This is a genomic window from Aquincola tertiaricarbonis, assembly GCF_000969605.1.
Classification (GTDB): domain Bacteria; phylum Pseudomonadota; class Gammaproteobacteria; order Burkholderiales; family Burkholderiaceae_C; genus Aquincola; species Aquincola tertiaricarbonis.
Genome location: NZ_JZUE01000013.1, coordinates 124,523 through 148,956, shown reverse-complemented (window position 1 = coordinate 148,956; position 24,434 = coordinate 124,523). Strand labels below are relative to the sequence as shown.

Annotated in this window: 18 protein-coding genes; 14 read left to right on the top strand and 4 right to left on the bottom strand. The window is 70.0% G+C overall.

Annotation, left to right across the window (positions count from 1 at the left end):
* Positions 1-3: 3 nt before the first annotated feature.
* The 3 genes from VO99_RS17505 to VO99_RS17495 all read right to left on the bottom strand — a co-directional run bounded on the left by VO99_RS17505 (position 4) and on the right by VO99_RS17495 (position 2,958).
* Positions 4-1,296 (bottom strand): TRAP transporter large permease, encoded by a 1,293-nt coding sequence (locus VO99_RS17505; RefSeq protein WP_046114181.1) that lies wholly within the window; start codon positions 1,294-1,296, stop codon positions 4-6.
* Positions 1,293-1,790: a TRAP transporter small permease gene (locus VO99_RS17500; RefSeq protein WP_232315400.1), complete on the bottom strand. Its 498-nt coding sequence runs from the start codon at positions 1,788-1,790 to the stop codon at positions 1,293-1,295. The genes VO99_RS17505 and VO99_RS17500 overlap by 4 nt, the downstream gene beginning before the upstream one ends.
* A 154-nt stretch (positions 1,791-1,944) precedes the next feature.
* Positions 1,945-2,958, bottom strand: coding sequence for a TRAP transporter substrate-binding protein (locus tag VO99_RS17495; RefSeq protein WP_046114180.1), 1,014 nt, complete (start codon positions 2,956-2,958; stop codon positions 1,945-1,947).
* A gap of 180 nt (positions 2,959-3,138) precedes the next feature.
* Between VO99_RS17495 and VO99_RS17490 the strand changes: the two genes are divergently transcribed.
* Positions 3,139-3,726, top strand: coding sequence for a hypothetical protein (locus VO99_RS17490; protein ID WP_046114179.1), 588 nt, complete (start codon positions 3,139-3,141; stop codon positions 3,724-3,726).
* 7 nt (positions 3,727-3,733) lie between these two features.
* Here VO99_RS17490 and uvrA read toward each other — a convergent pair whose 3' ends face one another.
* Positions 3,734-9,421 (bottom strand): excinuclease ABC subunit UvrA, encoded by a 5,688-nt coding sequence (uvrA, locus tag VO99_RS17485; protein WP_046114178.1) that lies wholly within the window; start codon positions 9,419-9,421, stop codon positions 3,734-3,736.
* Positions 9,422-9,660: 239 nt separating this feature from the next.
* Between uvrA and VO99_RS17480 the strand changes: the two genes are divergently transcribed.
* The 13 genes from VO99_RS17480 (at position 9,661) to VO99_RS17420 (ending at position 24,402) form a co-directional block, all read left to right on the top strand.
* Positions 9,661-10,968 (top strand): ABC transporter substrate-binding protein, encoded by a 1,308-nt coding sequence (locus VO99_RS17480; RefSeq protein WP_046114177.1) that lies wholly within the window; start codon positions 9,661-9,663, stop codon positions 10,966-10,968.
* A gap of 7 nt (positions 10,969-10,975) precedes the next feature.
* Positions 10,976-11,836 carry a carbohydrate ABC transporter permease gene (locus VO99_RS17475; protein WP_046114176.1) on the top strand — a complete coding sequence of 287 codons (861 nt, stop codon included), beginning with the start codon at positions 10,976-10,978 and terminating at the stop codon, positions 11,834-11,836.
* Positions 11,837-11,845: 9 nt separating this feature from the next.
* A complete protein-coding gene (locus tag VO99_RS17470; RefSeq protein WP_046114175.1) occupies positions 11,846-12,661 on the top strand; it encodes a carbohydrate ABC transporter permease in 816 nt (271 codons plus the stop codon).
* Between the two features lie 29 nt (positions 12,662-12,690).
* Positions 12,691-13,746, top strand: coding sequence for an ABC transporter ATP-binding protein (locus VO99_RS17465; RefSeq protein ID WP_046114246.1), 1,056 nt, complete (start codon positions 12,691-12,693; stop codon positions 13,744-13,746).
* A complete protein-coding gene (gene dalD / locus VO99_RS17460) occupies positions 13,743-15,134 on the top strand; it encodes a D-arabinitol 4-dehydrogenase (protein ID WP_198156973.1) in 1,392 nt (463 codons plus the stop codon). The genes VO99_RS17465 and dalD overlap by 4 nt, the downstream gene beginning before the upstream one ends.
* A gap of 2 nt (positions 15,135-15,136) precedes the next feature.
* Positions 15,137-15,925, top strand: coding sequence for an L-iditol 2-dehydrogenase (locus tag VO99_RS17455; protein WP_046114174.1), 789 nt, complete (start codon positions 15,137-15,139; stop codon positions 15,923-15,925).
* Positions 15,926-15,964: 39 nt separating this feature from the next.
* Positions 15,965-16,885 (top strand): AraC family transcriptional regulator, encoded by a 921-nt coding sequence (locus tag VO99_RS17450; RefSeq protein WP_046114173.1) that lies wholly within the window; start codon positions 15,965-15,967, stop codon positions 16,883-16,885.
* A gap of 99 nt (positions 16,886-16,984) precedes the next feature.
* A complete protein-coding gene (locus VO99_RS17445; RefSeq protein ID WP_046114172.1) occupies positions 16,985-19,450 on the top strand; it encodes a PAS domain-containing protein in 2,466 nt (821 codons plus the stop codon).
* A gap of 96 nt (positions 19,451-19,546) precedes the next feature.
* On the top strand, positions 19,547-20,257 hold the full coding sequence (locus VO99_RS17440) for a GntR family transcriptional regulator (protein WP_046114171.1): 711 nt from the start codon (positions 19,547-19,549) through the stop codon (positions 20,255-20,257).
* The gene (locus tag VO99_RS17435; protein ID WP_046114170.1) at positions 20,247-21,554 is read left to right on the top strand and encodes a malonyl-CoA decarboxylase domain-containing protein; all 1,308 of its coding nucleotides are present in this window, start codon (positions 20,247-20,249) and stop codon (positions 21,552-21,554) included. The genes VO99_RS17440 and VO99_RS17435 overlap by 11 nt, the downstream gene beginning before the upstream one ends.
* A gap of 77 nt (positions 21,555-21,631) precedes the next feature.
* Complete coding sequence (locus VO99_RS17430) at positions 21,632-22,636, top strand: Bug family tripartite tricarboxylate transporter substrate binding protein (protein WP_046114169.1); 1,005 nt, start codon at positions 21,632-21,634, stop codon at positions 22,634-22,636.
* A gap of 10 nt (positions 22,637-22,646) precedes the next feature.
* Positions 22,647-24,185 carry a malonate--CoA ligase gene (locus VO99_RS17425; RefSeq protein WP_046114168.1) on the top strand — a complete coding sequence of 513 codons (1,539 nt, stop codon included), beginning with the start codon at positions 22,647-22,649 and terminating at the stop codon, positions 24,183-24,185.
* Positions 24,178-24,402, top strand: coding sequence for a cysteine-rich CWC family protein (locus tag VO99_RS17420; protein ID WP_046114167.1), 225 nt, complete (start codon positions 24,178-24,180; stop codon positions 24,400-24,402). The genes VO99_RS17425 and VO99_RS17420 overlap by 8 nt, the downstream gene beginning before the upstream one ends.
* The last annotated feature ends 32 nt before the right edge of the window (positions 24,403-24,434 follow it).

Sequence of the window (24,434 nt, the reverse complement as noted above, 5' to 3'; positions counted from 1 at the left end):
CGGCTACTGCATCAGGCCGGGCAACCAGAGCGCCAGGCCGGGCACCAGCAACACCAGGCACAGTGCCAGCACCAGCGCGGCGACGAAGACCCAGACGCCACGGAACATGTCGCGCAGGCGCACGTCGGGCAGCATCGAATTGAGCACGAACAGGTTCATGCCCACCGGCGGCGAGATCAGGCCGATCTGCACCACCAGCACGATGAGCACGCCGAACCACACCGGATCAAAACCCAGCTGCGTGACCACCGGGAAGAACACCGGGATGGTGAGCAGCACCATCGACAGCTCCTCCATCACCGTGCCCAGCAGCACGTAGACGGCCATCATCGCGGCCACCACCGCCAGCGGCGGCAGGCCCAGGTGGGTGATGAGGTCGCGCAGGTCGTTCGGCATCGTCGTGAAATTGACGAAGCTGGAAAACAGCATCGCGCCGATCAGCAGCGTGAACAGCATGGCGGTGGTGCGGGCGCTGTCCACCAGCACCTGGGCCAGCACCTTGAGCGTGAGCGTGCGTCGTGCCAGCGCAAAGAAGAACGCGCCGGAGGCACCGATGCCCGCACCCTCGGTGGCGGTGAACACGCCGCCGTAGATGCCGCCCAGCACCAGGCCCATCAACACCAGCACGCCCCACACGCCGCGCAGCGCACGCCAGCGCTCGGGCCAGGCCGTGCGCTCGCCGGCCGGGCCGGCGGCCGGATCGCGCCGCACCGTCCAGGCCACCCCGCCCATCAGCAGCAGCGTGCACAGCAGCCCAGGCAGCACGCCGGCGGCAAACAGCTTGCCGATGTGCGTCTCTGTGACGATGCCGTAGATGACCAGGATGGTGGACGGCGGGATCATGATGCCCAGGGTGCCGCCCGCGGCCAGCACGCCGGTGGACAAGGCATCGGAATAGCCCAGCCGCTTCATCGACGGATAGGCCACCTTGCTCACCGTGGCCGCGGTGGCGATGGACGAGCCGCAGATGGCGCCGAAGCCGGCGCAGGCCAGCAGCGCCGCATGCGCCAGCCCGCCGCGCACATGGCCGACGAACACGTAGGCCGCGCGGAACAGTTCATGGGCCAGCCCGGCACGCGCCACGAAGTTGCCCATCAAGATGAACAGCGGCACCACCGACAGCGTGTAGGCGAAGCCGCTTTCGAACACCACCTGCGCGGTGCTGGCCATGCTGGCGGGCCAGCCGCGCATCAGGCCCAGGCCGACGAAGCCCACGGCGCCCATGGCCATGGCCAGCGGCACCCGCAGCAGCGCCAGCAGGAACACGGCGGCAAAGGCGATCAGCGATTCGGTCATGTGGCGGCACCGCCCAGGCCGTCGGCCTGCGCAGCGGCTTCGTCGGGCCGGCAGGCCAGCAGCAGGTGCACCAGGGCGGTGACGCCGCACAGCACCGCCATCAGGCCGATGAACGGGCCCTGCGGAATGTGCAGCTGCGCCGTGGTGTCGCCGTACTCGCTCACCTGCAGTGCCTTCTCCCACATCAGCCAGCCGACGCCGCCCAGCGCGGCGGCGCACAGCACATCCACGATGCGGCGCTGCAGCCGCTGCACGCCGGCAGGCAGCAGCCGGTCGAGCGAATCGAACACCACGTGTTCACGCCGCAGCGACACCAGCGGCAGTCCGGCGAAGATGACGACCACCATCAGCAGCTCGGTCAGCTCCAGCGAGCCGGGCACCGAGGTGGCGGCGAACTTGCGCCCGCTCACGTCGACCAGGGTGAGCAGCATGATGGCGAACAGCGCCAGGCCGGCCAGCGCACCAGCCAGCAGGGACAACCAGCGGCGGATCACGGCCTGCCGCCGGGCCGCCCCAAGGCAGGCCGCGCCCCCACGGAGGGCAGCGAACGAAGTGAGCTTGGGGGCACCATGGCCCTGCCGCCGGGCCGCCCCAAGGCAGGCCGCGCCCCCACGGGGGGCAGCGAACGCAGTGAGCTTGGGGGCACCATCACTTTTCCCTGCGGGAAATATCGGCGCGGTAGTCGGCCAGGAGCTTCTTCGGATCGGCGATGCCCTTGGCCTGGGCGGCCTGCACCCATTGCGCCTCCAGCGGCGCCACGCGGTCCTTCACCGCCTGGATCAGCGACGGATCGGCCGGCGAGAACTGCACGCCCGACGCCTGCATCAGCGCCATCGCACGGCGGTCGACGCGGTCCCAGCCGCGGCCGAACAGGCGGGCCGCATGTTCACCCGACAGCGAGTCGACGATCTTCTTCTCGTCGGCGGACAGCTTGTCGTAGCGGGCCTGGTTCATCATGAAGACGAAGCTGGTGTTGTAGAGGCCACCCGGGAAGGTGGTGCCGTAGCGCACCACCTTGTCGATCTTGAAGGCCTCGATGGATTCCGGCGGGAACAACGTGCCGTCCATCACCCCGGTGGTCAGCAGCTCGTAGTTCTCGATGGACGGCTTGAGCGTGACGTTCATGCCCAGCGCCTTGCCGATGTCGTTGACCATGCCGCCGCCCACGCGGAACTTCAGGCCCTGCAGCTCTTCCAGCTTTGTGATCGGCCGCTTGGTGTTGAACACCATGCCCGGCCCGTGGGTGAACACGGCCAGCACCTTCACGCCCCTGTGCTCGTCCTTCATCGCCGGCGTGCGGTCGAACACCTGCTGATAGGCCAGCGACATGGCCTCTGCCGAGTTGCCCAGGAACGGGAACTCGGTCAGCGCGATCAGCGTGAAGCGGCCGGGCGTGTAGCCGTGCACCGTGAAGGACACGTCGGCCAGGCCGTTGCGCACCGCATCGAAGGTGCCCGGCGGCGCCGACACCGCACGCGGCAGGATGTTGCACTTGAGCTTGCCGGCGCTCTTCTGCTCGAGCTGGTCGCACCAGTCCTTCTGCGTGAGCGACAACATGTGGCCGGGCGGCGTCCACGAGGAGACGGTGAGCACCGTCTGCCCCGAAGCGGCGCACGCACCGAAAGCGGCCAGGGTGGCAACAAAAAGCAAGCGAGCGGACATCTGGGGCGGCTTCCTCGAAGGCGGTGGGGCGGGGATGCGGACGATTATTGCCCCAGGCAACGCAAGACCCGTGCGCGCCGGCACGGCCGTGCCGGCGCGCACGCACCGGGAAGCAGCAGCCGAGGCAGGCCCGCGACGTGCTTAGGAGCTGGCGTCGTCATCGTCCGCAAGAGGAACCGCATGAACACCCACCGCCTGGTTGCCACCACCCCGTGCCCGGTACCGCGGCACCGCGCGCTGGAAGTGCTGCCCGGCCGGGCGCGTGATGCGCTGGCCGATGCGCTGCGCCAGCTGGACGAGGCGGAGCTGCAGGACCAGCCGGCCATCCTGGCGCTGGCGCTGGCCCAGGTGGGCCGCTGCTACCGCCGCATGGGCGACGGCGCCACTGCCGAGTGGTACCTGCAGCAGGGCCTGCGCAAGGCCCGCACGCTGTGCGCGCCGGAGGCCTGCATCGAGCTGCTCTGCGACCTGGCGGAGCTGGTGTCCATCCTGTCCACCGAGATCAGCCGCGACGACCCGCGCGGCGCCCATGCGGTGCGCGAACGCGCCCGCGACCATGGCTACGAGGCCGCGCAGATGGTGAGCCTGGTGGGCGACGGCGAATGGGAGGTGGCGGTGCTGCAGCGGGTGAGCCGGGTGCTGGACCGCTGCGGCGACACCGAGGACGCCGCCGCACTGCGCGAGCGCGCCGGCCAGCTGCGCGCGCGCGACCTGCGCACGCTGCAGGCCGCCAACGATGCGCTGAGCTGCGCACGCTCCTTCCAGTAAGCGGCTTCTAGCGGCGCAGCACCGGCGCCAGCGCCTTGCCGGTGTGGCTGCCGGCCAGCACCACCTGCTCCGGCGTGCCGGCGATGACGATGCGGCCGCCCGCGTCGCCGCCCTCCGGCCCCAGGTCGATCACCCAGTCCGCCTCGGCGATCACGTCCAGGTCGTGCTCGATCACCACCACGCTGTGGCCGCCCTTGACCAGGCGGTGCAGCACATGGATCAGCCGCTCGACGTCGGCCATGTGCAGGCCCACCGTGGGCTCGTCCAGCACGTACAGGGTGTGCGGCGCCTTCTGGCCGCGGCGGCCCACCTCGTCGCGCACCTTGCTCAGCTCCGTCACCAGCTTGATGCGCTGCGCCTCGCCGCCGCTGAGCGTGGGTGAAGGCTGGCCCAGCGTCAGGTAGCCCAGGCCCACATCCTTCAGCAACTGCAGCGGATGGCCGATGGCCGGCATGGAGGCGAAGAACTCCACCGCCTCGTCCACCTCCATCTGCAGCACGTCGCCGATGCTCTTGCCGCGCCAGCTCACCGCCAGTGTCTCGGTATTGAAGCGCTGGCCGTGGCACACGTCGCAGGGCAGCTTCACGTCGGGCAGGAAGCTCATCTCGATGGTGCGCATGCCCTGGCCTTCGCAGGCAGGGCAGCGGCCTTCGCCGGTGTTGAAGCTGAAGCGGCCCGGGCCATAGCCACGGGCCTTGGCTTCCAGCGTCTCGCTGAACAGCCGGCGCACCGCATCCCAGAAGCCGATGTAGGTGGCCGGGCAGCTGCGCGGCGTCTTGCCGATGGGCGTCTGGTCGACTTCCAGCACGCGGTCCACCGCCTGCCAGCCCTCCAGGGCTTCGCAGCCCTGCAGCGCCGGCGCGTCGCCCTTGTTCTTGCCCTTGTTGCCGTGCTGCACCTGCGCCTGCACATTGGCCAGCAGCACGTCGCGCGCCATCGTGCTCTTGCCCGAGCCGCTGACGCCGGTGATGGCCACCAGCCGGTGCAGCGGCACGTCGACGTCGATCTGCTTCAGGTTGTGCAGGTCCGCGCCGCGCAGCCGCAGCCTGGGCTCGTCGGCCGCCACCGCGCGCCGCTCGTGCAGCGGATGCTTCAGCGGCGCGCGCAGGAAGCGGCCGGTGATGGATTCGGTCTGCGCCGCCAGCTCGGCCGCGGTGCCCTGCGCGATGACGCGGCCGCCGCGCTTGCCGGCGCCGGGGCCGATGTCGATGATGTGATCGGCGCGGCGGATGGTGTCCTCGTCGTGCTCCACCACCACCAGCGTGTTGCCCTTGCTGCCCAGCTGGTGCAGGGCGTTCAGCAGGATCTGGTTGTCGCGCGGATGCAGGCCGATGGTGGGTTCGTCCAGCACGTAGCACACGCCCTGCAGGTTGCTGCCGAGCTGTGCCGCCAGGCGGATGCGCTGCGCCTCCCCGCCGCTCAGCGTGGGCGCGGCGCGGTCCAGCGTCAGGTAGCCCAGGCCCACCTCGCCCAGGAAGGTGAGGCGGCTGCTGATCTCGGTCACCACATCGCGGGCGATACCGGCGTCACGGCCCTGCAGCGCCAGGCCGTCGACCCAGGCGCGGGTGTCCTCCACCGACGACGCAGCGATGGTGCTGATGGCCTCGCCCGCGAAGGTCACCGCGCGGGAGATGGCATTCAGCCGCGTGCCGTCGCACTCAGGGCATTCGGCGTCTTCCTCCACGCCCTCGACCTCCGCTTCCTCGGCCGGAAAGCTCTGCTCGCGGCCGCGGTTGTCGTCGTCGCGCACCGAATCGTCGAAGGCCTTGCGCTGCTCCCGCGTCAGGGCCAGGCCAGTGCCCACGCAGCCGGTGCACCAGCCGTGCTTGCTGTTGTAGCTGAACATGCGCGGGTCCAGCTCCGGGTAGCTGGTGCCGCAGGTGGGGCAGGCGCGCTTGGTGGAGAACACCTTCACCTCGCCGATGCCGTGGCCGCTCGCGCCGCCGTCCATGGCCGCGGCCAGCCCGTCCAGTGGATGCAGCAGGTGCAGCACGCCCTTGCCCAGGTCCAGCGCCCGGGCCAGCAGGTCGCGCAGCTGCGCCTCGTTCTCGGGCAGCACCAGCAGGTCGCCCACCGGCAGCTCGATGGTGTGTTCCTTGAAGCGGTCGATGCGCGGCCACGGGTCCACCTTCATGAACTCGCCGTCCACGCGCAGGTGGGTGTGGCCGCGGGCCTTGGCCCACTTGGCCAGGTCGGTGTAGATGCCCTTGCGGTTGACCACCAGCGGCGCCAGCAGGCCCACGTGCTGGCTGCGGTGGTCGCGCAGCAGCTGCGCGGCGATGCTTTCGGCGCTTTGCGGCATCACCGGCGTGCCGTCGTGGATGCAGTGCTGGATGCCCAGCTTGACCCACAGCAGCCGCAGGAAGTGCCACACCTCGGTGGTGGTGGCCACGGTGCTCTTGCGCCCGCCGCGCGACAGCCGCTGCTCGATGGCCACGGTGGGCGGAATGCCGTACACCGCATCCACCTCCGGCCGGCCGGCCGGCTGCACGATGCTGCGCGCATACGCGTTCAGCGACTCGAGGTAGCGGCGCTGGCCCTCGTTGAACAGGATGTCGAAGGCCAGCGTGCTCTTGCCGGAGCCCGACACGCCCGTCACCACGGTGAAGCGCCCGCGCGGGATGTCCACGCTCAGGCCCTTCAGGTTGTGCTCGTGCGCATTGACTATGCGGATGGACTCATCCTCCTGGCGGCGCTGGCGGATCACCCGCTGCAGCGGCACGCCGGCATCCTCCACCGCCACCGCCTGGCTGCCGATGCCCAGTGCCGCTTCGTACTCCACCAGCGCCACACCGGTATGCGACCCCTTGAAGGCCTTGACGTCCTCCACCGTGCCGGCGCACACCAGCTCGCCGCCGGCCTCGCCGCCATCGGGGCCGAGGTCCACGATCCAGTCGGCCGCGCGGATCACGTCGAGGTTGTGCTCGATGACGATCAGCGAATGCCCGGCGTCCAGCAGCTTGCGGAAGGCCCGCATCAGCTTGGCGATGTCGTCGAAATGCAGGCCGGTGGTGGGTTCGTCGAACAGGAACAGGCGGCCCTTCTTCGCCACCGCCTGGCGTGGCGAACCGGCCGCCTCGGCCAGGAAGCCGGCCAGCTTGAGCCGCTGGGCCTCGCCGCCCGACAGCGTCGGCACCGGCTGGCCCAGGCGCACGTAGTCCAGGCCCACGTCGACGATGGGCTGCAGCACGCGCAGCACCTCGCGGTCGTCGCGGAACAGCTGCACCGCCTCGCTCACCGTCAGCTCCAGCACGTCGGCGATGCTGAGTTGCCTATGCAACTCGCCGGGCAGCCGGCGCTCGATCTTCACGTCCAGCAGTTCGGGCCGGTAGCGGCGGCCGTCGCAGTCGGGGCAGCGCAGGTACACGTCCGACAGGAACTGCATCTCCACATGCTCGAAGCCCGAGCCGCCGCAGGTGGGGCAGCGGCCGTCGCCGGCGTTGAAGCTGAACATGCCGGCGCCGTAGCCGCGCTCGCGCGCCAGCGGCGCCTCGGCGAACAGCTTGCGGATCTCGTCGAACGCACCCACGTAGCTGGCGGGGTTGGAGCGCGCGGTCTTGCCGATCGGGCTCTGGTCGACGAACACCGCGTCGGTCAGCCAGTCGGCGCCCAGCAGGCGGTCGTGCTGGCCGGGGGTCTCGGTCGGCTGGCCGAAATGGCGGGCCAGCGCGGGGTACAGCACGTCCTGCATCAGCGTGCTCTTGCCCGAGCCGGACACGCCCGTCACGCACACCAGCCGTTGCAGCGGAAAGCTCACCGACACGTTCTTCAGGTTGTGCTCGCGCACGCCCTCGATCACCAGCTTGGGCGTGGACTCGTCCACCAGCCGCGTGAAGCCCGAGCCCACGTGCTTGCGGCCGCCCAGGTAGGCGCCGGTGAGCGTGTCGGCCCGGCGGATGGATTCGGGCGTGCCGTCGAACACGATCTGCCCGCCGCGCTCGCCCGGGCCAGGGCCCATGTCGATCAGCCGGTCGGCGGCCAGCATCACCGCCGGGTCGTGCTCCACCACCACCAGCGTGTTGCCGGCGTCGCGCAGCCGGTGCATGGCCTGCACGATGCGGTTCATGTCGCGTGGGTGCAGGCCGATGCTGGGCTCGTCGAGCACGAACATGGTGTTCACCAGCGAGGTGCCCAGCGCGGTGGTCAGGTTGATGCGCTGCACCTCGCCGCCCGACAGCGTGCGGCTCTGCCGGTCGAGCGTGAGGTAGCCGATGCCCACGTCGCACAGGTACTTCAGCCGCGTGGCGATCTCGTCGTGGATCAGGTGCAGCGCGGTGTCCTGCGCCGAGCCCAGCACGCGCGGGTCCTGCTGCAGGCTGTCGAAGAAACGGCGCAGCCGGTCGATCGACAGCTGCATGAGGTCGTGCAGGCACAGGCCGGGCAGCGCTTCCAGCTGCTCGCGGCTCCACTTCACGCCCTGGGGCATGAAGCGCTTGTCAGGCGGCAGCACCGCATCGGCCTGGGCCTTGCTGCCCAGGCGCCACAGCAGCGGCTCCAGCTTCAGGCGCGCGCCGGCGCAGGTGGGGCACTCGGTATAGCTGCGGTACTTGGACAAGAGCACGCGGATGTGCATCTTGTAGGCCTTGCTCTCCAGGTACTCGAAGAAGCGGCGCACGCCGTACCACTGCTTGTTCCAGTTGCCGTTCCAGTGCGGCGAACCGTTGATCACCCAGTCGCGCTGGGCCTGCGTAAGCTGGCCCCAGGCGGTGTCGCGCGGGATGCCGGCCTCGCCGGCGTACTTCATCAGGTCGTCCTGGGTTTCCTTCCACGCGGGCGTCTGCATCGGCTTGATGGCGCCGTTGCGCAGCGTCTTGCGCTCGTCGGGGATCACCAGGCCCATGTCGACGCCGATCACGCGGCCGAAGCCGCGGCAGGCCTCGCAGGCGCCGAAGGCCGAGTTGAACGAGAACAGCGCCGGCGTGGGGTCGGCGTAGCGGATGTCGCTCTCGGGGCAGTGCAGGCCGGTGGAATAGCGCCAGATCCCGGGCTCGCCCTCCTCCTTGACCGCATACACGTTGAGCCGGCCGGTGCCGCGCTTGAGCGCCAGCTCGATGGCCTCGGCCACCCGCACCGGCTCGGCATTGCTGGCGCGGAAGCGGTCGGCCACCACGTCCAGCAGCTTGCGTTGACCGACGACACGCTCGGCCTGCACACGGGTGAAGCCGCTGGCCGCCAGCCACTGCTCCACCTGCTCGGCGCTGGTATCGGCCGGCAGCTCGACCGGAAAGGTCAGCACCAGCCGCGGGTCGCCCGCCGCCGCGGCACGCGCCAGCAGCTCTTCCTGCAGGCTGGCGGGAGTGTCGTGCCGCACCGGCAGCGCGGTCTCGCGGTCGAACAGGTTCGTCGCGCGGGCGAACAGCAGCTTCAGGTGGTCGTTCAGCTCCGTCATCGTGCCCACCGTGGAGCGCGAGGTGCGCACCGGGTTGGTCTGGTCGATGGCGATGGCGGGCGGCACGCCGTCCACGCGGTCCACCGCCGGGCGGTCCATGCGGTCGAGGAACTGGCGGGCGTAGGCGCTGAAGGTCTCGACGTAGCGCCGCTGGCCTTCCGCATACAGGGTGTCGAACACCAGGCTCGATTTGCCGGACCCGCTGGGGCCGGTGACCACCGTCATTTCGCCGGTGTGCAGGTCGAGGTCGAGATTCTTGAGGTTGTGCTGGCGAGCGCCGCGGATGCGGATGACACCGGAGGTCATGGAGTCCTTCTGTAGAGCGCCCGGACGGGCCGGGGCGAAAGATTCTAGGAGGGGGGCCGAACCGCCATCGGCGCGGGGGCATGGGCCAAAAACCGAAACGCCAATGCGCAAATGAGGGAAAACACCCCCGTTTCAACGCAAGAAAGTACAGGTCGTTGCCTTTCCGGTATCAAGACGCGCATGGGTCGAACGCTAAATTTCCGTCGCCCCGTGACAAGACCTCTGCAGGAGACACGACCATGACAACGCTGAAGACCGCCCTCGTCCTTGCCTTCGGTATCGCTGCCGCGGGCACCGCCTCGGCCGTGGATCTGGTGATCGCCACCGTCAACAACGGCCACATGATCGAGATGCAGAAGCTCTCGAAACAGTTCGAAGCCGCCAACCCGGACATCAAGCTCAAGTGGGTGACGCTGGAAGAAGGCGTGCTGCGCCAGCGGGTGACCACCGACATCGCCACCAAGGGCGGCCAGTTCGACGTGATGACCATCGGCATGTACGAGACGCCGATCTGGGGCAAGAAGGGCTGGCTGAGCGAGATCAAGCCCGATGCCAACTACGACGTGGACGACCTGCTGCCCGCCATGCGCAGCGGCCTGTCGGTGGATGGCAAGCTGTATGCCGCGCCGTTCTACGGCGAAAGCTCGATGCTGATGTACCGCGCCGACCTGATGCAGAAGGCCGGCATCACCCTGCCCGCCCGCCCCACCTGGACCCAGGTGAAGGAAGCCGCCGCCAAGATCCACGATGCCAAGTCCGGCGTGTACGGCATCTGCCTGCGCGGCAAGCCGGGCTGGGGCGACAACATGGCCTTCCTCAGCACCATGGTCAACACCTACGGCGGCCAGTGGTTCGACGCCAGCTGGAAGCCGCAGATCAACTCCGCGCCGTGGAAGGCCGCGGTGACCGACTATGCGGACCTGCTGAAGAAGTACGGCCCGCCCGGCTCGTCGGCCAACAGCTTCAACGAGATCCTGGCGCTGTTCAACGAAGGCAAGTGCGGCATGTGGATCGACGCCACCATCGCCGCCAGCTTCATCAGCGATCCCAAGCAGAGCAAGGTGGCCGACAAGGTGGCCTTCGCCCAGGCGCCCACGCAGGTGACGCCCAAGGGCGCCAACTGGCTGTGGGCCTGGGCCCTGGCGGTGCCGGCCAGCAGCAAGCACCAGGCCGAGGCGCAGAAGTTCATCAACTGGGCCACCAGCAAGGACTACATCAAGCTGGTGGGCAAGGAGCAGGGCTGGGCCGCGGTGCCCACCGGCACCCGCAAGAGCACCTACGCCACGCCCGAATTCATGAAAGCGGCCAAGTTCGCGGAGGCCGAGAAGGCCGCCATCGACAGCGCCAACCCGACCGACAGCACGCTGCCCAAGAGCCCCTACGTGGGCGTGCAGTTCGCGGCCATCCCCGAGTTCCAGTCCATCGGCGTGGCGGTGGGCCAGCAGATGAGCGCGGTGCTGGCCGGAAAGACCACGGTGGACCAGGCGCTGGCCGCGGGCCAGAACGCGGCCGACCGCGAGATGCGCAAGTCCGGCTACTACAAGTAAGCGCCCCATGAGCCGGCTCATTCCCCGCCTGCTGTTCGCGCCGGCGGTGGCCACGCTCTTCCTGTGGATGATCGTGCCGCTGCTGATGTCGGTGTACTTCTCGACCGTCCGCTACAACCTGATGCAGCCGGGCGAGAAGGAGTTCATCGGGCTGCAGAACTTCGAGTTCTTCATCACCGATCCCGACTTCAGCGCCTCGGTGGTCAACACGCTGCTGCTGCTGGGCTCGGTCATCGCCATCACGGTGGTGCTGGGCATCGCGCTGGCGCTGCTGGTGAACGAACCCTTCCCCGGCCGCGGCATCGTGCGGGTGCTGCTGATCTCGCCGTTCTTCGTGATGCCCTCGGCCAACGCGCTGATGTGGAAGCACATGATGATGAACCCGATCTACGGCGTGTTCGCGCAGGTGGCGCAGTTCTTCGGCATCACGCCGATCGACTGGCTGACCGACCTGCCGCTGTTCTCGGTGATCCTGATGGTGTCGTGGCAGTGGCTGCCCTTCGCCTGCCTGATCTTCATCACCTCGCTGCAGTCGATGGACCGCGAGCAGCTGGAAGCCGCCGGCATGGACGGCGCCAACGCCTTCCAGAAGTTCTGGTACCTGTACCTGCCGCACCTGGCGCGGCCGGTGTCGGTGGTGGTGATGATCGAGATGATCTTCCTGCTCAGCGTGTTCGCCGAGATCTACACCACCACCGCGGGCGGGCCGGGCAATGCCAGCACCAACGTGGCCTTCCTGATCTTCAAGCAGGCGCTGATGAACTTCGACGTGGGCGTGGCCTCGGCCGGCGCGCTGTTCGCGGTGTTGCTGGCCAACGTGGCGGCCATCTTCCTGATCCGCCTCATCGGCAAGAGCCTGGACAAGTAGGAGCCCGCCATGGACAAGATCGCATTGACGGTGCGCACGCTGGCGGCCTGGGTCATCACGCTGCTGTTCGTGTTCCCGCTCATCTGGCTGTTCCTCACCTCGTTCAAGACGGAGCTGCAGGCCATCGCGGTGCCGCCGGAGCTGGTGTTCACGCCCACGCTGGACAACTACGTGCACGTGAACGACCGCAGCGACTACTTCCTGTATGCGCGCAACTCGGTCATCACCGCCGTGCTGTCCACGGTGCTGGGCCTGGCCATCGCGGCGCCGGCGGCGTATTCGATGGCCTTCTTCCGCACCCGGCGCACCAAGGACCTGCTGATGTGGATGCTGTCCACCAAGATGATGCCGGCCGTGGGCGCGCTGGTGCCGGTATACGTGATGGCGCAGACGGCCGGCATGCTGGATTCGCTGACCGCGCTGACCATCGTGTTCACCATGTCCAACCTGCCCATCATGGTGTGGATGCTGTACAGCTACTACAAGGACATCCCCAACGACATCCTGGAGGCCGCACGCATGGACGGCGCCTCGCTGGCGGACGAGTTCCGCCACGTGATCCTGCCGCTGTCGATGGGCGGGCTGGCCTCCACCGGGCTGCTGTGCCTGGTGCTGAGCTGGAACGAGGCCTTCTGGTCGCTCAACCTCAGCTCGGCGCGCAGCGGCACGCTGGCCACGCTCATCGCCTCCTACTCCAGCCCCGAAGGCCTGTTCTGGGCCAAGCTGTCCGCTGCCTCGGTGCTGGCCATCGCACCCATCATCGTGCTGGGCTGGTTCAGCCAGAAGCAGCTGGTGCAGGGCCTGACCTTCGGCGCCGTGAAGTGACGGCCCGCCGCATCCTGGAGCACATCCCCATGTCCTTCCTCAAGCTTTCCGGCGTCGAGAAATTCTTCGGCCCGGTGCGCGCCCTCAAGGGCATCGACCTCAGCATCAACAAGGGCGAGTTCGTGGTCTTCGTCGGGCCCTCGGGCTGCGGCAAGAGCACGCTGCTGCGCTCCATCGCCGGGCTGGAGCCGATCGACGGCGGCCGCATCGAGCTCGACGGCCGCGACATCACCAAGCTGCCCTCCAGCAAGCGCGACCTGGCCATGGTGTTCCAGAGCTATGCGCTCTACCCGCACATGACGGTGGCCGAGAACATGTCCTTCGCGCTGCGGCTGGCCCATGCCGACAAGAAGGTGATCGACGAGAAGGTGGGCCGCGCGGCCGAGATCCTCAACCTCAGCAAGTACCTGGACCGCACGCCCAAGGAGCTGTCGGGCGGCCAGCGGCAGCGGGTGGCCATCGGCCGCGCCATCGTGCGCGCGCCCAAGGTGTTCCTGTTCGACGAGCCGCTGTCCAACCTGGACGCCGCGCTGCGCGGCCAGACGCGGCTGGAGATCGTCAAGCTGCACCGCGAGCTGGGCGCCACCAGCATCTACGTGACGCACGACCAGACCGAGGCCATGACCATGGCCGACCGCGTGGTGGTGCTGCGCGACGGCGCGGTGGAGCAGGAAGGGCCGCCGCTGAAGCTGTACGACCAGCCGGCCAACCGCTTCGTCGCGCAGTTCATCGGCATGCCGCAGATGAACGTGGTGGACACGGCCGAGCTGCCGGCGCTGGGCGCCATCGTGGGCGCCGGCGCCACCGACGGCTTCATCGGCGTGCGGCCCGAGCACGTGGCCATCACCGCGCCGGGCGCCGGCCAGCTGGCCGCGCAGGTGGACGTGATCGAGGCGCTGGGCGCCGACACGCTGATCTATGCCCGCACCGCCGGCGCCCGCGGTGGCCCGGGCGTGCAGCTGGTGTCGCGGCAGAACAGCCGCACCTCGCTCAAGCCCGGCGACCCGGTGGGGCTGGACATCGCCTCGCACTTCCACCTGTTCGACCGTGAAGGCCGTGTCGTCGGCATGCGGGGCGCGGCATGACCCGGGCCGACAACATCATCCTGCACCTGGGGCTGGGCTCCTTCCACCGCGCGCACCAGGCGGTGTACCTGGACGACCTGCTGCAGCGTGGCGACGGGCGCTGGTGCATCGTCGGCGCCAACCTGCGCGCCGACATGCAGGCCACCCTGTCCGCACTGCAGGCCCAGGGCGGCGAATACACGCTGGAGACGGTGACGCCGGCCGGCGAGCGGCACTACCGCCGCATCCGCGCCATCCGCGAGGTGCTGCCCTTCGATGCCACGCTGGCGCCGGTGATCGCGCTGGGCGCGCAGCCGCAGACCCGCATCATCAGCTTCACCGTGACCGAGGGCGGCTACTACCTGGATGCGCAGCACCGGCTGGACTTGAGCTTCGCCGACCTGGCCAGCGACCTGGCCGGCCAGACCCGCCACACCATCTACGGTGCGCTGGCCGCGGTGCTGGCCGAACGCATGCGCCGCAACGCCGGCCCGGTGACGCTGATGAACTGCGACAACCTGCGCAGCAACGGCGAGCGCTTCCGCAGCGGCCTGCTCGACTTCCTCGACCGCCGCGGCGAATCCACGCTGCGCGACTGGGTGCAGCAGCACACCACCTGCCCCAATGCGATGGTGGACCGCATCACGCCGCGCCCGCCGGCCGACCTGGCGGCGCGGGTGCAGGCCGTCACCGGCTGGGCCGATGCCGCGCCGGTGATGGCAGAGAGCTTCATCCAGTGGGTGATCGAGGATCACTTCGCCAACGGCCGGCCCGACTGGCAGGCGGTGGGCGTGCAGATGGTGGACTCGGTGCTGCCCTACGAGGAAGCCAAGATCCGGGTGCTCAATGCATCGCACAGCTGCTTCGCCTGGGCCGGCACGCTGCGCGGCCTGACCTACATCCACGAGGCGGTGGCCGTGCCCCTCATCGCCCGCATGGCGCACGACTACATCACGCAGGACGTGATCCCCGCGCTGAACCCGCCCGGCGCGCCCTGCCCGCTGGACCTGGCGGCCTACCGCGACGTGGTGATCGAGCGCTTCGGCAACCCGCACCTGGCCGACACGCTGCAGCGCGTGGCGGCCGACGGCTTCTCCAAGATCCCCGGCTTCATCGTGCCCACGCTGCGCGACCGGCTGGCGGCCGGCCAGCCGATCGATGCCACGGCCGTGCTGCCGGCGCTGTTCTTCGCCTTCCTCGGCCGCTGGCACCGCGGCGAGCTGCCCTACACCTACCAGGACGGCGTGATGGAGGCCGCCACCGCGCACGGCTTCTTCACCGCGGCCGATCCGCTGGCCGCCTTCTGTGCCGACCCGCTGCTGTGGGGCCCGCTGGCCGGCGACGCCCGGCTGCTGGCCGCCGTGCGCGCGGCCGAGGCCCGAGTGGCCGCCTTCCTGCAAGGAGCCTGACCATGACGACACCACGCCTGCAAGGCCGGCATGCGCTGCTCACCGGTGCCGGTGGCGGCATCGGCCTGGCGGTGGCCCGGGCCTACCTGGCCGAAGGCGCGCGCTGCACCATCACCGACATCGCGGCCCAGCCCGGCGCGGAGGTGGCCGCCCTGATGGCCGAGCATGACGGCCGCCTGGCCTACCTGGGCGCCGACGTGCGCGACACCGCGGCCACCGCCGGCTGGGTGGCCGCAGCGGCGCAGCGCTTCGGCCCGGTCGACGTGCTGTTCAACAACGCGGCGGTGTTCGACCTGGCGCCGCTGCTGGACGCCACCGTGGACAGCTATGAGCGGCTGTTCGACGTCAACGTGAAGGGCATGTTCTTCACCATGCAGGCGGTGCTGCGGCAGATGGTGGAAGCGGGCCGCAGCGGCAGCGTCATCAACCTGGCTTCGCAGGCGGGCCGGCGCGGCGAGGCGCTGGTGTCGCACTACTGCGCCACCAAGGCGGCCGTCATCAGCTACACCCAGAGCGCCGCGCTGGCCATGGCGCCGCACCGCATCCGCGTCAATGCCATCTCCCCGGGCGTGATCGACACGCCGATGTGGGCGCAGGTGGACGCCCTCTTCGCCCGCTACGAAGGCCTGCAGCCCGGCGAGAAGAAGGTGGCCGTGGGCAAGGCGGTGCCGCTGGGCTACATGGGCCGGCCGCAGGACATCGCCGGTGCGGCGGTGTTCCTGGCAAGCGATGATTCGGGCTACATCACCGCGCAGACGCTGAACGTGGACGGCGGCAGCGTGATGAGCTGAGACCCCTTTCCCGGAATGCGCAGAACCGCAGGCACCGCCATGGCCCTCCCCCGCAGCAAGAGCCCCGAGCTGGAACACGACGTCGGCCGCACGCCCAGCCTGGGCTACGAGCCGGTGGGCACCTTCGGCTTCGTGCGCTACCTGGAGCACGGCGTGCCCAATCCGCTGGTGCGCTGGCACTACCACGAGGAATACGAGCTCCACCTCATCCTCGACAGCCACGGCAAGGCCTTCGTAGGCGACTACATCGGCCAGTTCTCGCCCGGCCACCTGGTGCTCACCGGCCCGCGGCTGCCGCACAACTGGGTAAGCACCGACCTGCCCGAGAACGGCATCGCGGTGCGCGACCTGTGCCTGCAGTTCTGCGACGCGCCCATCCGCCAGGCCGCGGGGCTGATCCCCGAGATGGCCGAGCTGCTGGCGCTGCTGGAGCGGGCCCGCTTCGGCATCGAGTTCTTCGGCCTGTCGGGGCTGGCGCAGGAGCGGCTGCTGCGCATCAAGCAGCTGCACGGGCTGCAGCGCTTCGCCGAGTTCCTGGCGCTGCTGGGCGACCTGGTGCGCTGCACCGACTACCGGCTGCTGTCCACGGTGCAGCTGCAGGGCTTCGACGACGATGCCTCGCTGGCCAAGATCGGCAACATCGTCGAATACATCACCGAGCACAGCGCCGAGAGCTTCTCGATGGCCGAGCTTTCGGCCCGCGCCGGCATGACCGAAAGCGCCTTCTCGCGCTACTTCCGCCGCGCCACCGGCAACACCTTCACCGACTTCGTCAACCGCCTGCGCATCACCCGCGCCTGCCAGCTGCTGATGGAGACCGACCGCTACATCACCAACGTCTGCTACGACGTCGGCTTCAACAACGTGGCCAACTTCAACCGGCGCTTCCTGCAGATCAAGGGCATGACGCCGAAGGAGTTCCGGCAGCAGGCCGAGGCCCGCTTCGGCCCCGGGGCTTGAGGGGCGGCCGCCAGTCCCACTACCATCGGGGCCATCGATGCCCGCTCCGCGGGCCGGGCAGAAGTCTCGATGGCCCACAGCGGTACGCCTCAGCCACCCGTGCCACCCCCCGCCGGTGAAGCAGCCGACACGCAGGCCCGCTGGCAGCGCGCTCTCGACAGCGCACTCGACGGCTTCTTCGAATACGACCTGCGCAGCCGCGTGGCCTGGTACTCCGCCAGCCTGCGCCGCATGCTGGGCCTGTCGGCCGACACCCTGCCCGACGGCAGCGGCCGCCTGGGGCACCAGCTGCACCCGGACGACAACGCCGCCTTCGAAGCCGCGGTGGAAAAGTCCATGCGCAGCGGCGCACCCTTCGAGCTGGAAGCGCGGCTGCGCGACGGCAGCGGCCAGTGGCGCTGGGTGCGCAGCCGCGGCCGGGTGTGGCCCGGCCCCGACGGCCGGCGCACGCTGCTCGCCGGATCGGTGACCGACGTGCCCGAGGCGCATGAATCCCGCGCCGCGCTGCAGCGCATGAGCGAGCGCTACGAACGCGCGGTGCTGGCCACGCCGCACGGCCTGTTCGAGCGCATGCTGGACGAGGACCGCATGTTCATCGCCGACCGCGTGTGGGAGGCACTGGGCTATGAGCCCGGCGAGCTGTCGGCGGCCCGCAGCACGCTGCTGCAGCTGCTGCATCCCGATGACGCGGCCGGCTACCAGCAGGCCGCCAGCCAGGCCACGGCGCAGCTGGCGCACCTGGACCTGCACTTCCGGCTGCGCAGCAAGTCGGGCGCCTACCGCTGGTTCCACCAGATGGCCGACCCGCATGTGCTGCCCGGTGGCCGCGTGCGTGTCACCGGCGTGCTGATCGACGTGGACGAGCAGGTGCGCGCGCGCCAGGCGCTGGAGCAGGACCGCGCCGAACTGGAGCGCCTGGTGGCGGAGCGCACCGCCCGGCTGGAGGCGGCATTGGCGCAGGCGGAGGCGGCGCGTGCCGAGGCCGAGCGCGGCACCGCGGCCAAGTCGCTCTTCGTCGCCCACATGAGCCACGAGATCCGCACGCCCCTCAACGGCGTGCTGGGCCTGACCGAGCTGGCGCTGCAGATGGCCACCTCCAGCACCCAGCGCCGGCACCTGGAAGTGGCGCTGCAGTCGGGCCAGTCGCTGCTGCAGGTGGTGGACGAGGTGCTGGACTTCTCGCGCTCGCAGGGCGACCCGGGGCCACCCGCCGACGAGCCCTTCGACCTGCCCGAGCTGCTGGCCACCACCATGCGCAGCGTGATGCCGCTGGCACGCGGCCGCGAGGTGGCGCTGCAGTTCGACTGGCAGGGCCGGCGCAGCCGGGTGCGCGGCGACCCGGTGCGGCTGCGGCAGATCCTGGTGAACCTGCTGGGCAATGCGCTGAAGTTCACCGAGCAGGGCCATGTGGCGCTGTGCACCGAGGTGGTGGACCAGGATGCCGGCCACTGCACCGCCACCCTGCGGGTGGAGGACACCGGCCCCGGCATCGCGCCGGACCAGCATGCGCGGGTGTTCGATGCCTTCGTGCAGGTGGATGCCAGCCTGTCGCGCCGCCACGGCGGCACCGGCCTGGGCCTGGCCACCGCGCAGGCGCTGGCGCGCAGCATGGGTGGCGCCATCACGCTGCAGAGCCAGGTGGGCCAGGGCGCGGTGTTCACGCTGCAGCTGCCGCTGGCCACCGACGGCCCACCCGAGCCGGAAGCGCCGCCGCCCGCCGGCCCGGTGTGGCTGGTGGCCACCGAGCGGCACCGCGCCGCCTGGATGCTGCAGCGGCTGCTGCGCCATGGCACCGGCACGCGGCTGTTCACCAGCCTGGAAGAGGCGCTGCAGCAGGCGGCCTGCGCCACCGCGGCGCAGCGCCCGGTGGCGGTGCTCGTGTCCCAGTGGTCGCTCACCGATCCCACCGCGCTGCAGGCGCTGCGCTGCGCGCTGCCGCATGCGCACCTTTCGATGCTGCTGCGGCCCGACTGGCACCAGCCGGCACTGGAGCAGGCGGCCGAGGCCCTGCAGATCACCTGTGCGCCGCTGCCGCTCACGCCGCGGGCGCTGCAGCGGCTGATCAGCCCGCCGCCCTGGGCGCAGGCGCCGCAGACGTCGGTAGCCGCGGCGCCCGCGCCGACCTGCATGCCTGCACCTGCACCTGCACCCGCACCGGCGGCGTTGTCGTCCGGCCCCGGCCCGGGCCATGTGCTGCTGGTGGAGGACAACCCGGTCAACCGCATGATCGGCGAAGGCTTCCTCAAGGCGCTGGGCCTGCCGGCGCAGACCGCCGACGACGGCATGCAGGCCCTGGCGGCCTGCGCGCGGGAGGCGCCGGCGCTGGTGCTGATGGACCTGCAGATGCCGGTGATGGATGGACTGGAGGCCACGCGCCGGCTGCGGGCCCTGCAGCAGGCCGGGCGGCTGCAGCGCTTTCCCATCGTGGCGTTGACGGCCCATGCGCTGCAAAGCGACCGCGACCAGGCCACTGCCGCCGGCATGGACGGCTACCTCACCAAGCCGCTGCTGCTGGACGCGCTGCGCGCCGAACTGCAGCGCTGGCTGCCGACGCTGGTCCGCTGAGCACGGCGCTCCTGGCACCCGGCACCTGGCTTCCGCCACCGTGCATGGCGTAAACCCGTTCTTGTAATTATGAGTTATGCGTTTTAGATTGGACGCATGACCACCTCCGAACCGCTGCGCCCCACCTCCCTGCACGAGGAAGTGGCTGCGCGGCTGCGCACCATGGTGTTCGAGCGCCAGCTGCAGCCGGGCGAGTGGATCGACGAGATGGCCCTGGTGGAGCAGTGGCACATCAGCCGCACGCCACTGCGCGAGGCACTGAAGGTGCTGGCGGCGGAAGGCCTGGTGACGCTGGTGCCGCGGCGCGGCTGCCAGGTGGCCGAGCTGTCGGAGGACGACGCCGCCGACCTGTTCCCGGTGATGGCGCTGCTGGAAGGCCGCTGCGCCTTCGAGGCCGCGCGCAAGGCCACCGATGCCGACATCACCGAGCTGCAGGCCCTGCATGCGGCGCTGGAGGATTGCGCCGCCCGTGGCGACATCGACGGCTACTACCGCCACAACCACGTGTTCCACAGCCGGGTGCAGTCGCTGGCCGCCAACCGCTGGCTGGACCGCACCACCAGCGACCTGCGCCGCTTCATCCGGCTGCTGCGCGGCCGCCAGCTGAGCTGGCCGGGCCGCATGGCGCAAAGCATCGCCGAGCACCGCGCGCTGCTGCAGGCGCTGGTGGCGCGCGATGCGCCGCGGGCCGAGCGGCTGATGCACGACCACCTCATGGCCCAGCTGCAGGCGCTGAAGGCGCTGCGCCGCAACGAGGCAGCCGCTTCCTCCCCTCCCCTTGAAGAGAGTGTTGTCCATGCTCGATGAACTCAAGAGTGCCGCCCGCCGCATGGGTGGCGACTACGCGCTGCGCAGCCTGATGACCGACTGCCGGCGCCTGCTGTCCGAGCGCGGCGAGGCCAACAGCGTGGCCATTGCCCGCACGCTGGTGGCCCGCTTCGACAGCCTGCCGGCCGAGCAGCAGGGCACCTTCTTCGACCGCCTGGCCAACGAGTTCAGCCCCGATCCCCAGGCCGTGCTGGACACCGCCCTGGCCTATGCCGAGAAGCCCACCGCCGACAACCTGATCCGCCTCACTCAGCAGGCCGAGCCGCCGCGCCAGGAGCTGCTGCGCCGCATCAACCGCACGCCGGGCGGCACCGAGGCCGTGGTGCGCATGCGCCGCGCGCTGCTCGACCGCCTGCCCAAGCAGCCGGGGCTGAAGGCGCTGGAGAACGACCTGCTGCATCTGCTGTCCAGCTGGTTCAACCCCGGCTTCCTGGAGATGCGCAAGGTGGACTGGAACTCCCCCGCGCAGCTGCTGGAAAAGCTCATCCGCCACGAGGCGGTGCACGAGATCGACGGCTGGGACGACCTGCGCCGCCGGCTGCTGCCCGACCGCCGCTGCTTCGCCTTCTTCCACCCGCAGCTGCCCGACGAGCCGCTGATCTTCGTGGAAGTGGCCCTGGTGCCCGAGATGCCCGCCGCGGTGGCGCCGCTGATCGACAAGACCAGCCGCTCGGCCGACCCCGACACGTACAAGGTGGCCACCTTCTATTCCATCAGCAACTGCCAGCCGGGGCTGAAGGGCGTGTCGCTGGGCAACTTCCTCATCAAGCGCGTGGCCGACGAGCTCAAGCGCGAGGTGCCGCAGCTGCGCACCTTCTGCACGCTGTCGCCCATCCCCGGCTTTGCAGGCTGGCTGGCGAAGGACGGCGACTGGGCTGCCCTGCCCGGTGTGAAGAAGGCCACCGCCGAACGGGCGCTGGAAGCCCGCGCCACCCTCAAGGCGGCCTGCGGCGGCGAATGGAGCAAGCTGGCCAGCGCCGCCGCGCTGCAGGCCCTGGCGCCGGAGGCGCAGAAGGCGCTGGAGCGGCTGTGCGCCTTCTACCTGGTGCACCAGACGCCGCACCCGGGCGGCGACCCGGTGGCCCGCTTCCACCTGGACAACGGCGCCCGGCTCGAGCGGCTCAACCCGATGGGCAACCTGTCCAAGCCGGGCCTCAAGCAATCCTTCGGCATGATGGTCAACTACCTGTACGACCTGTCGCGCGTGGAAGCCCACCACGAAGCCTTCACGCAGGGCGAGATCGCGGCCGCACGGGCGGTCACCTCGCTGCTGTAGCCCAGCCACCCGCGCGTACCGCGGGGCCTTTTCCAGACCCGGCCCACCGGGCGCCCACCTCTTTCGATGGAGACACGATGACGCAGTACCCCCTCACCCTCACCCGGCGCGGCGCCGGCCTGGCCCTGGCGGCCCTCGCCCTGGGCGGCACGCTGGCCGCCCCGGCGGCGCTGGCGCAATCGGCCTGGCCCAGCAAGCCGGTGAACATCGTCGTGCCCTTCCCGCCGGGCGGCGGCACCGATGCCTTCGCGCGGCCGCTGTTCGCGCTGATGAGCAAGAACACGGGCCACCAGTTCATCATCGACAACAAGGGCGGCGCCGGCGGCACGCTCGGTGCCGGGCTGGCCGCACGGGCGGCACCCGACGGCTACAACTTCTTCATGGGCGCGGTGCACCACTCCATCGCCCCGGCGATGTACCCCAAGCTGGACTACAACCTGGAGACCGACTTCGTGCCGGTGGGCCTGATCTCCAGCGTGCCGCAGGTCATCGTCGTCAACCCGTCCAAGATCAAGGCCACCACGCTGCCCGAGCTGCTGGACTACCTGCGCAAGAACCCGGGCAAGGTGAACTACGGCTCCGCCGGCAACGGCACCTCGCACCACATGGCGGGCGAGCTGTTCAAGCTGCAGACCAAGACCTTCATCACCCACATCCCCTACCGCGGCGCGGGCCCGCTGCTGCAGGACCTGATCGCCGGCCAGGTGGACCTGGCCTTCGACGGCCTGGGTTCCTCGGCCGGTCACATCAAGGGCGGTCGCATCAAGGCCATCGCGGTGGCGGCCGACAAGCGCGCGCCCGGCTTCCCCGACGTGCCCACCTCGGTGGAAGGCGGCGTGCCGGCCTACCAGGTGGCCACCTGGTACGGCCTGTGGGCGCCCAAGGGCACGCCCAAGGAAGCCATCGAACGCATGCAGGCCGAGATGCGCAAGGCCCTCAACTCGGAGGAGCTCAAGGCCGCCTGGACCAGCCTGGGCACCGCCACGCCCGACCTCTACGGCGAGGCCTTCGGCAAGTTCGCCAGCTCGGAAATCAAGCGCTGGGGCGAGGTGGTGAAGGCCTCCGGCGCCAAGCTCGACTGACCTCACGACGATGAACAACCAGAACCTGTTCGCCGCGCTGCGGGCGGCCTTTCCGGCCGACCTGGACACCCCCGCCATCGAGACGGCCGACACGCCGCAGCGGCTTGTCTATACATGGCGCGACCTCGACCATGCCACGGCGATGATCGCCAACCTGCTGCAGTCGCTGGAGCTGCCGGCCGGCACCCGGGTGGCGGTGCAGACGGAGAAAAGCGTCGAGGCGCTGATGCTGTACCTGGGCGTGCTGCGCGCGGGCTACGTGTACCTGCCGCTCAACACCGCCTACCAGGCCAGCGAGATCGAGTACTTCATCGGCAACGCCGAGCCCGGCGTGGTGGTGTGCTCGGGCAGGAACTTCGGCTGGGTGAGCAAGATCGCGTTCAAGGCCGGCACGCAGCATGTATTCACGCTGAACGAGGACCGCAGCGGCACCCTGCTGGAGCGGGCCTACCACCAGCCTACGCAGCATCAGCCGGCGCAGCGCGGTGCCGACGAACTGGCCGCCATCCTTTACACCAGCGGCACCACCGGGCGCAGCAAGGGCGCCATGCTCACGCATGGCAACCTGCTGTCGAACGCGCAGACGCTGCATGCGTACTGGGGCTGGCGCGCCGACGACGTGCTGATCCATGCGCTGCCCATCTTCCATGTGCACGGGCTGTTCGTGGCCTCGCACGGGGCGCTGCTGGCGGGCGCGCGGATGATCTGGTTCTCGAAGTTCGATCCGCAGGCCGTGGCGGCGCGGCTGCCCGAGGCCACGGTGTTCATGGGCGTGCCCACGCTGTACGTGCGGCTGCTGGCCGAGCCGGCGGTCAACCGCGAGACATGCGCCGGCATGCGGCTGTTCGTCGCGGGCTCGGCGCCGCTGCTGATCGAGACCTTCAACGAGTGGCGCAACCGCACCGGCCACACCATCGTCGAGCGCTACGGCATGAGCGAGACCGCCATGCTCACCAGCAACCCCTACCACGCGCAGGACGGCGACCGCCGAGGCGGCACGGTGGGCTTCCCGCTGCCGGGCGTGGGCCTGCGGGTGCAGGACGACCAGGGCCAGCCGCTGCCTACCGGCGAGATCGGTGGCATCCAGGTCAAGGGCCCCAATGTCTTCGTCGGCTACTGGCGCATGCCGGAGAAGACGAAGGAGGAGTTCACCGCCGACGGCTGGTTCAAGACCGGCGACGTGGGCCTGGTGGACGAGCGCGGCTACGTCACCATCGTCGGCCGCAGCAAGGACCTGGTGATCAGCGGCGGCTACAACGTCTACCCGGCCGAGGTGGAAGGCGTGATCAACGAGCTGCCCGGCGTGTCGGAAAGCGCGGTGGTGGGCGTGCCCCACCCCGACTTCGGCGAAGCCGTGGTGGCCGTGGTGGTGCCGCGCGCCGGCGCCACGGTGCAGCCCGACGAGGTGATCGCGGCGCTGAAGCAGCGCATCGCCAACTTCAAGGTGCCCAAGCAGGTCTACGTGGTGCCCGAGCTGCCGCGCAACACGATGGGCAAGGTGCAGAAGAACCTGCTGCGCGACCAGCACAAGGGGCTGTTCGGTGGCTGAAGCCAAGGCGCCGCACGCGGCGCCTTCGCTGCCGTCCTCGCGCGAAGACACCTGCCCGCGCTGCGGCGGCGGCTTCCACTGCGGCGCCAACGACCCCGGGCCGTGCGCCTGCAGCGGCCTGGTGCTGCCGCCGGCGCTGCAGGCGGAGCTGCGTGCGCAGTACGCGGGCTGCCTGTGCGTGCGGTGCCTGGCGGAGCTGGCGCGCACCACGACCTAGGGACACCCCGCGGCGCCACGGCTCGCGCGCAG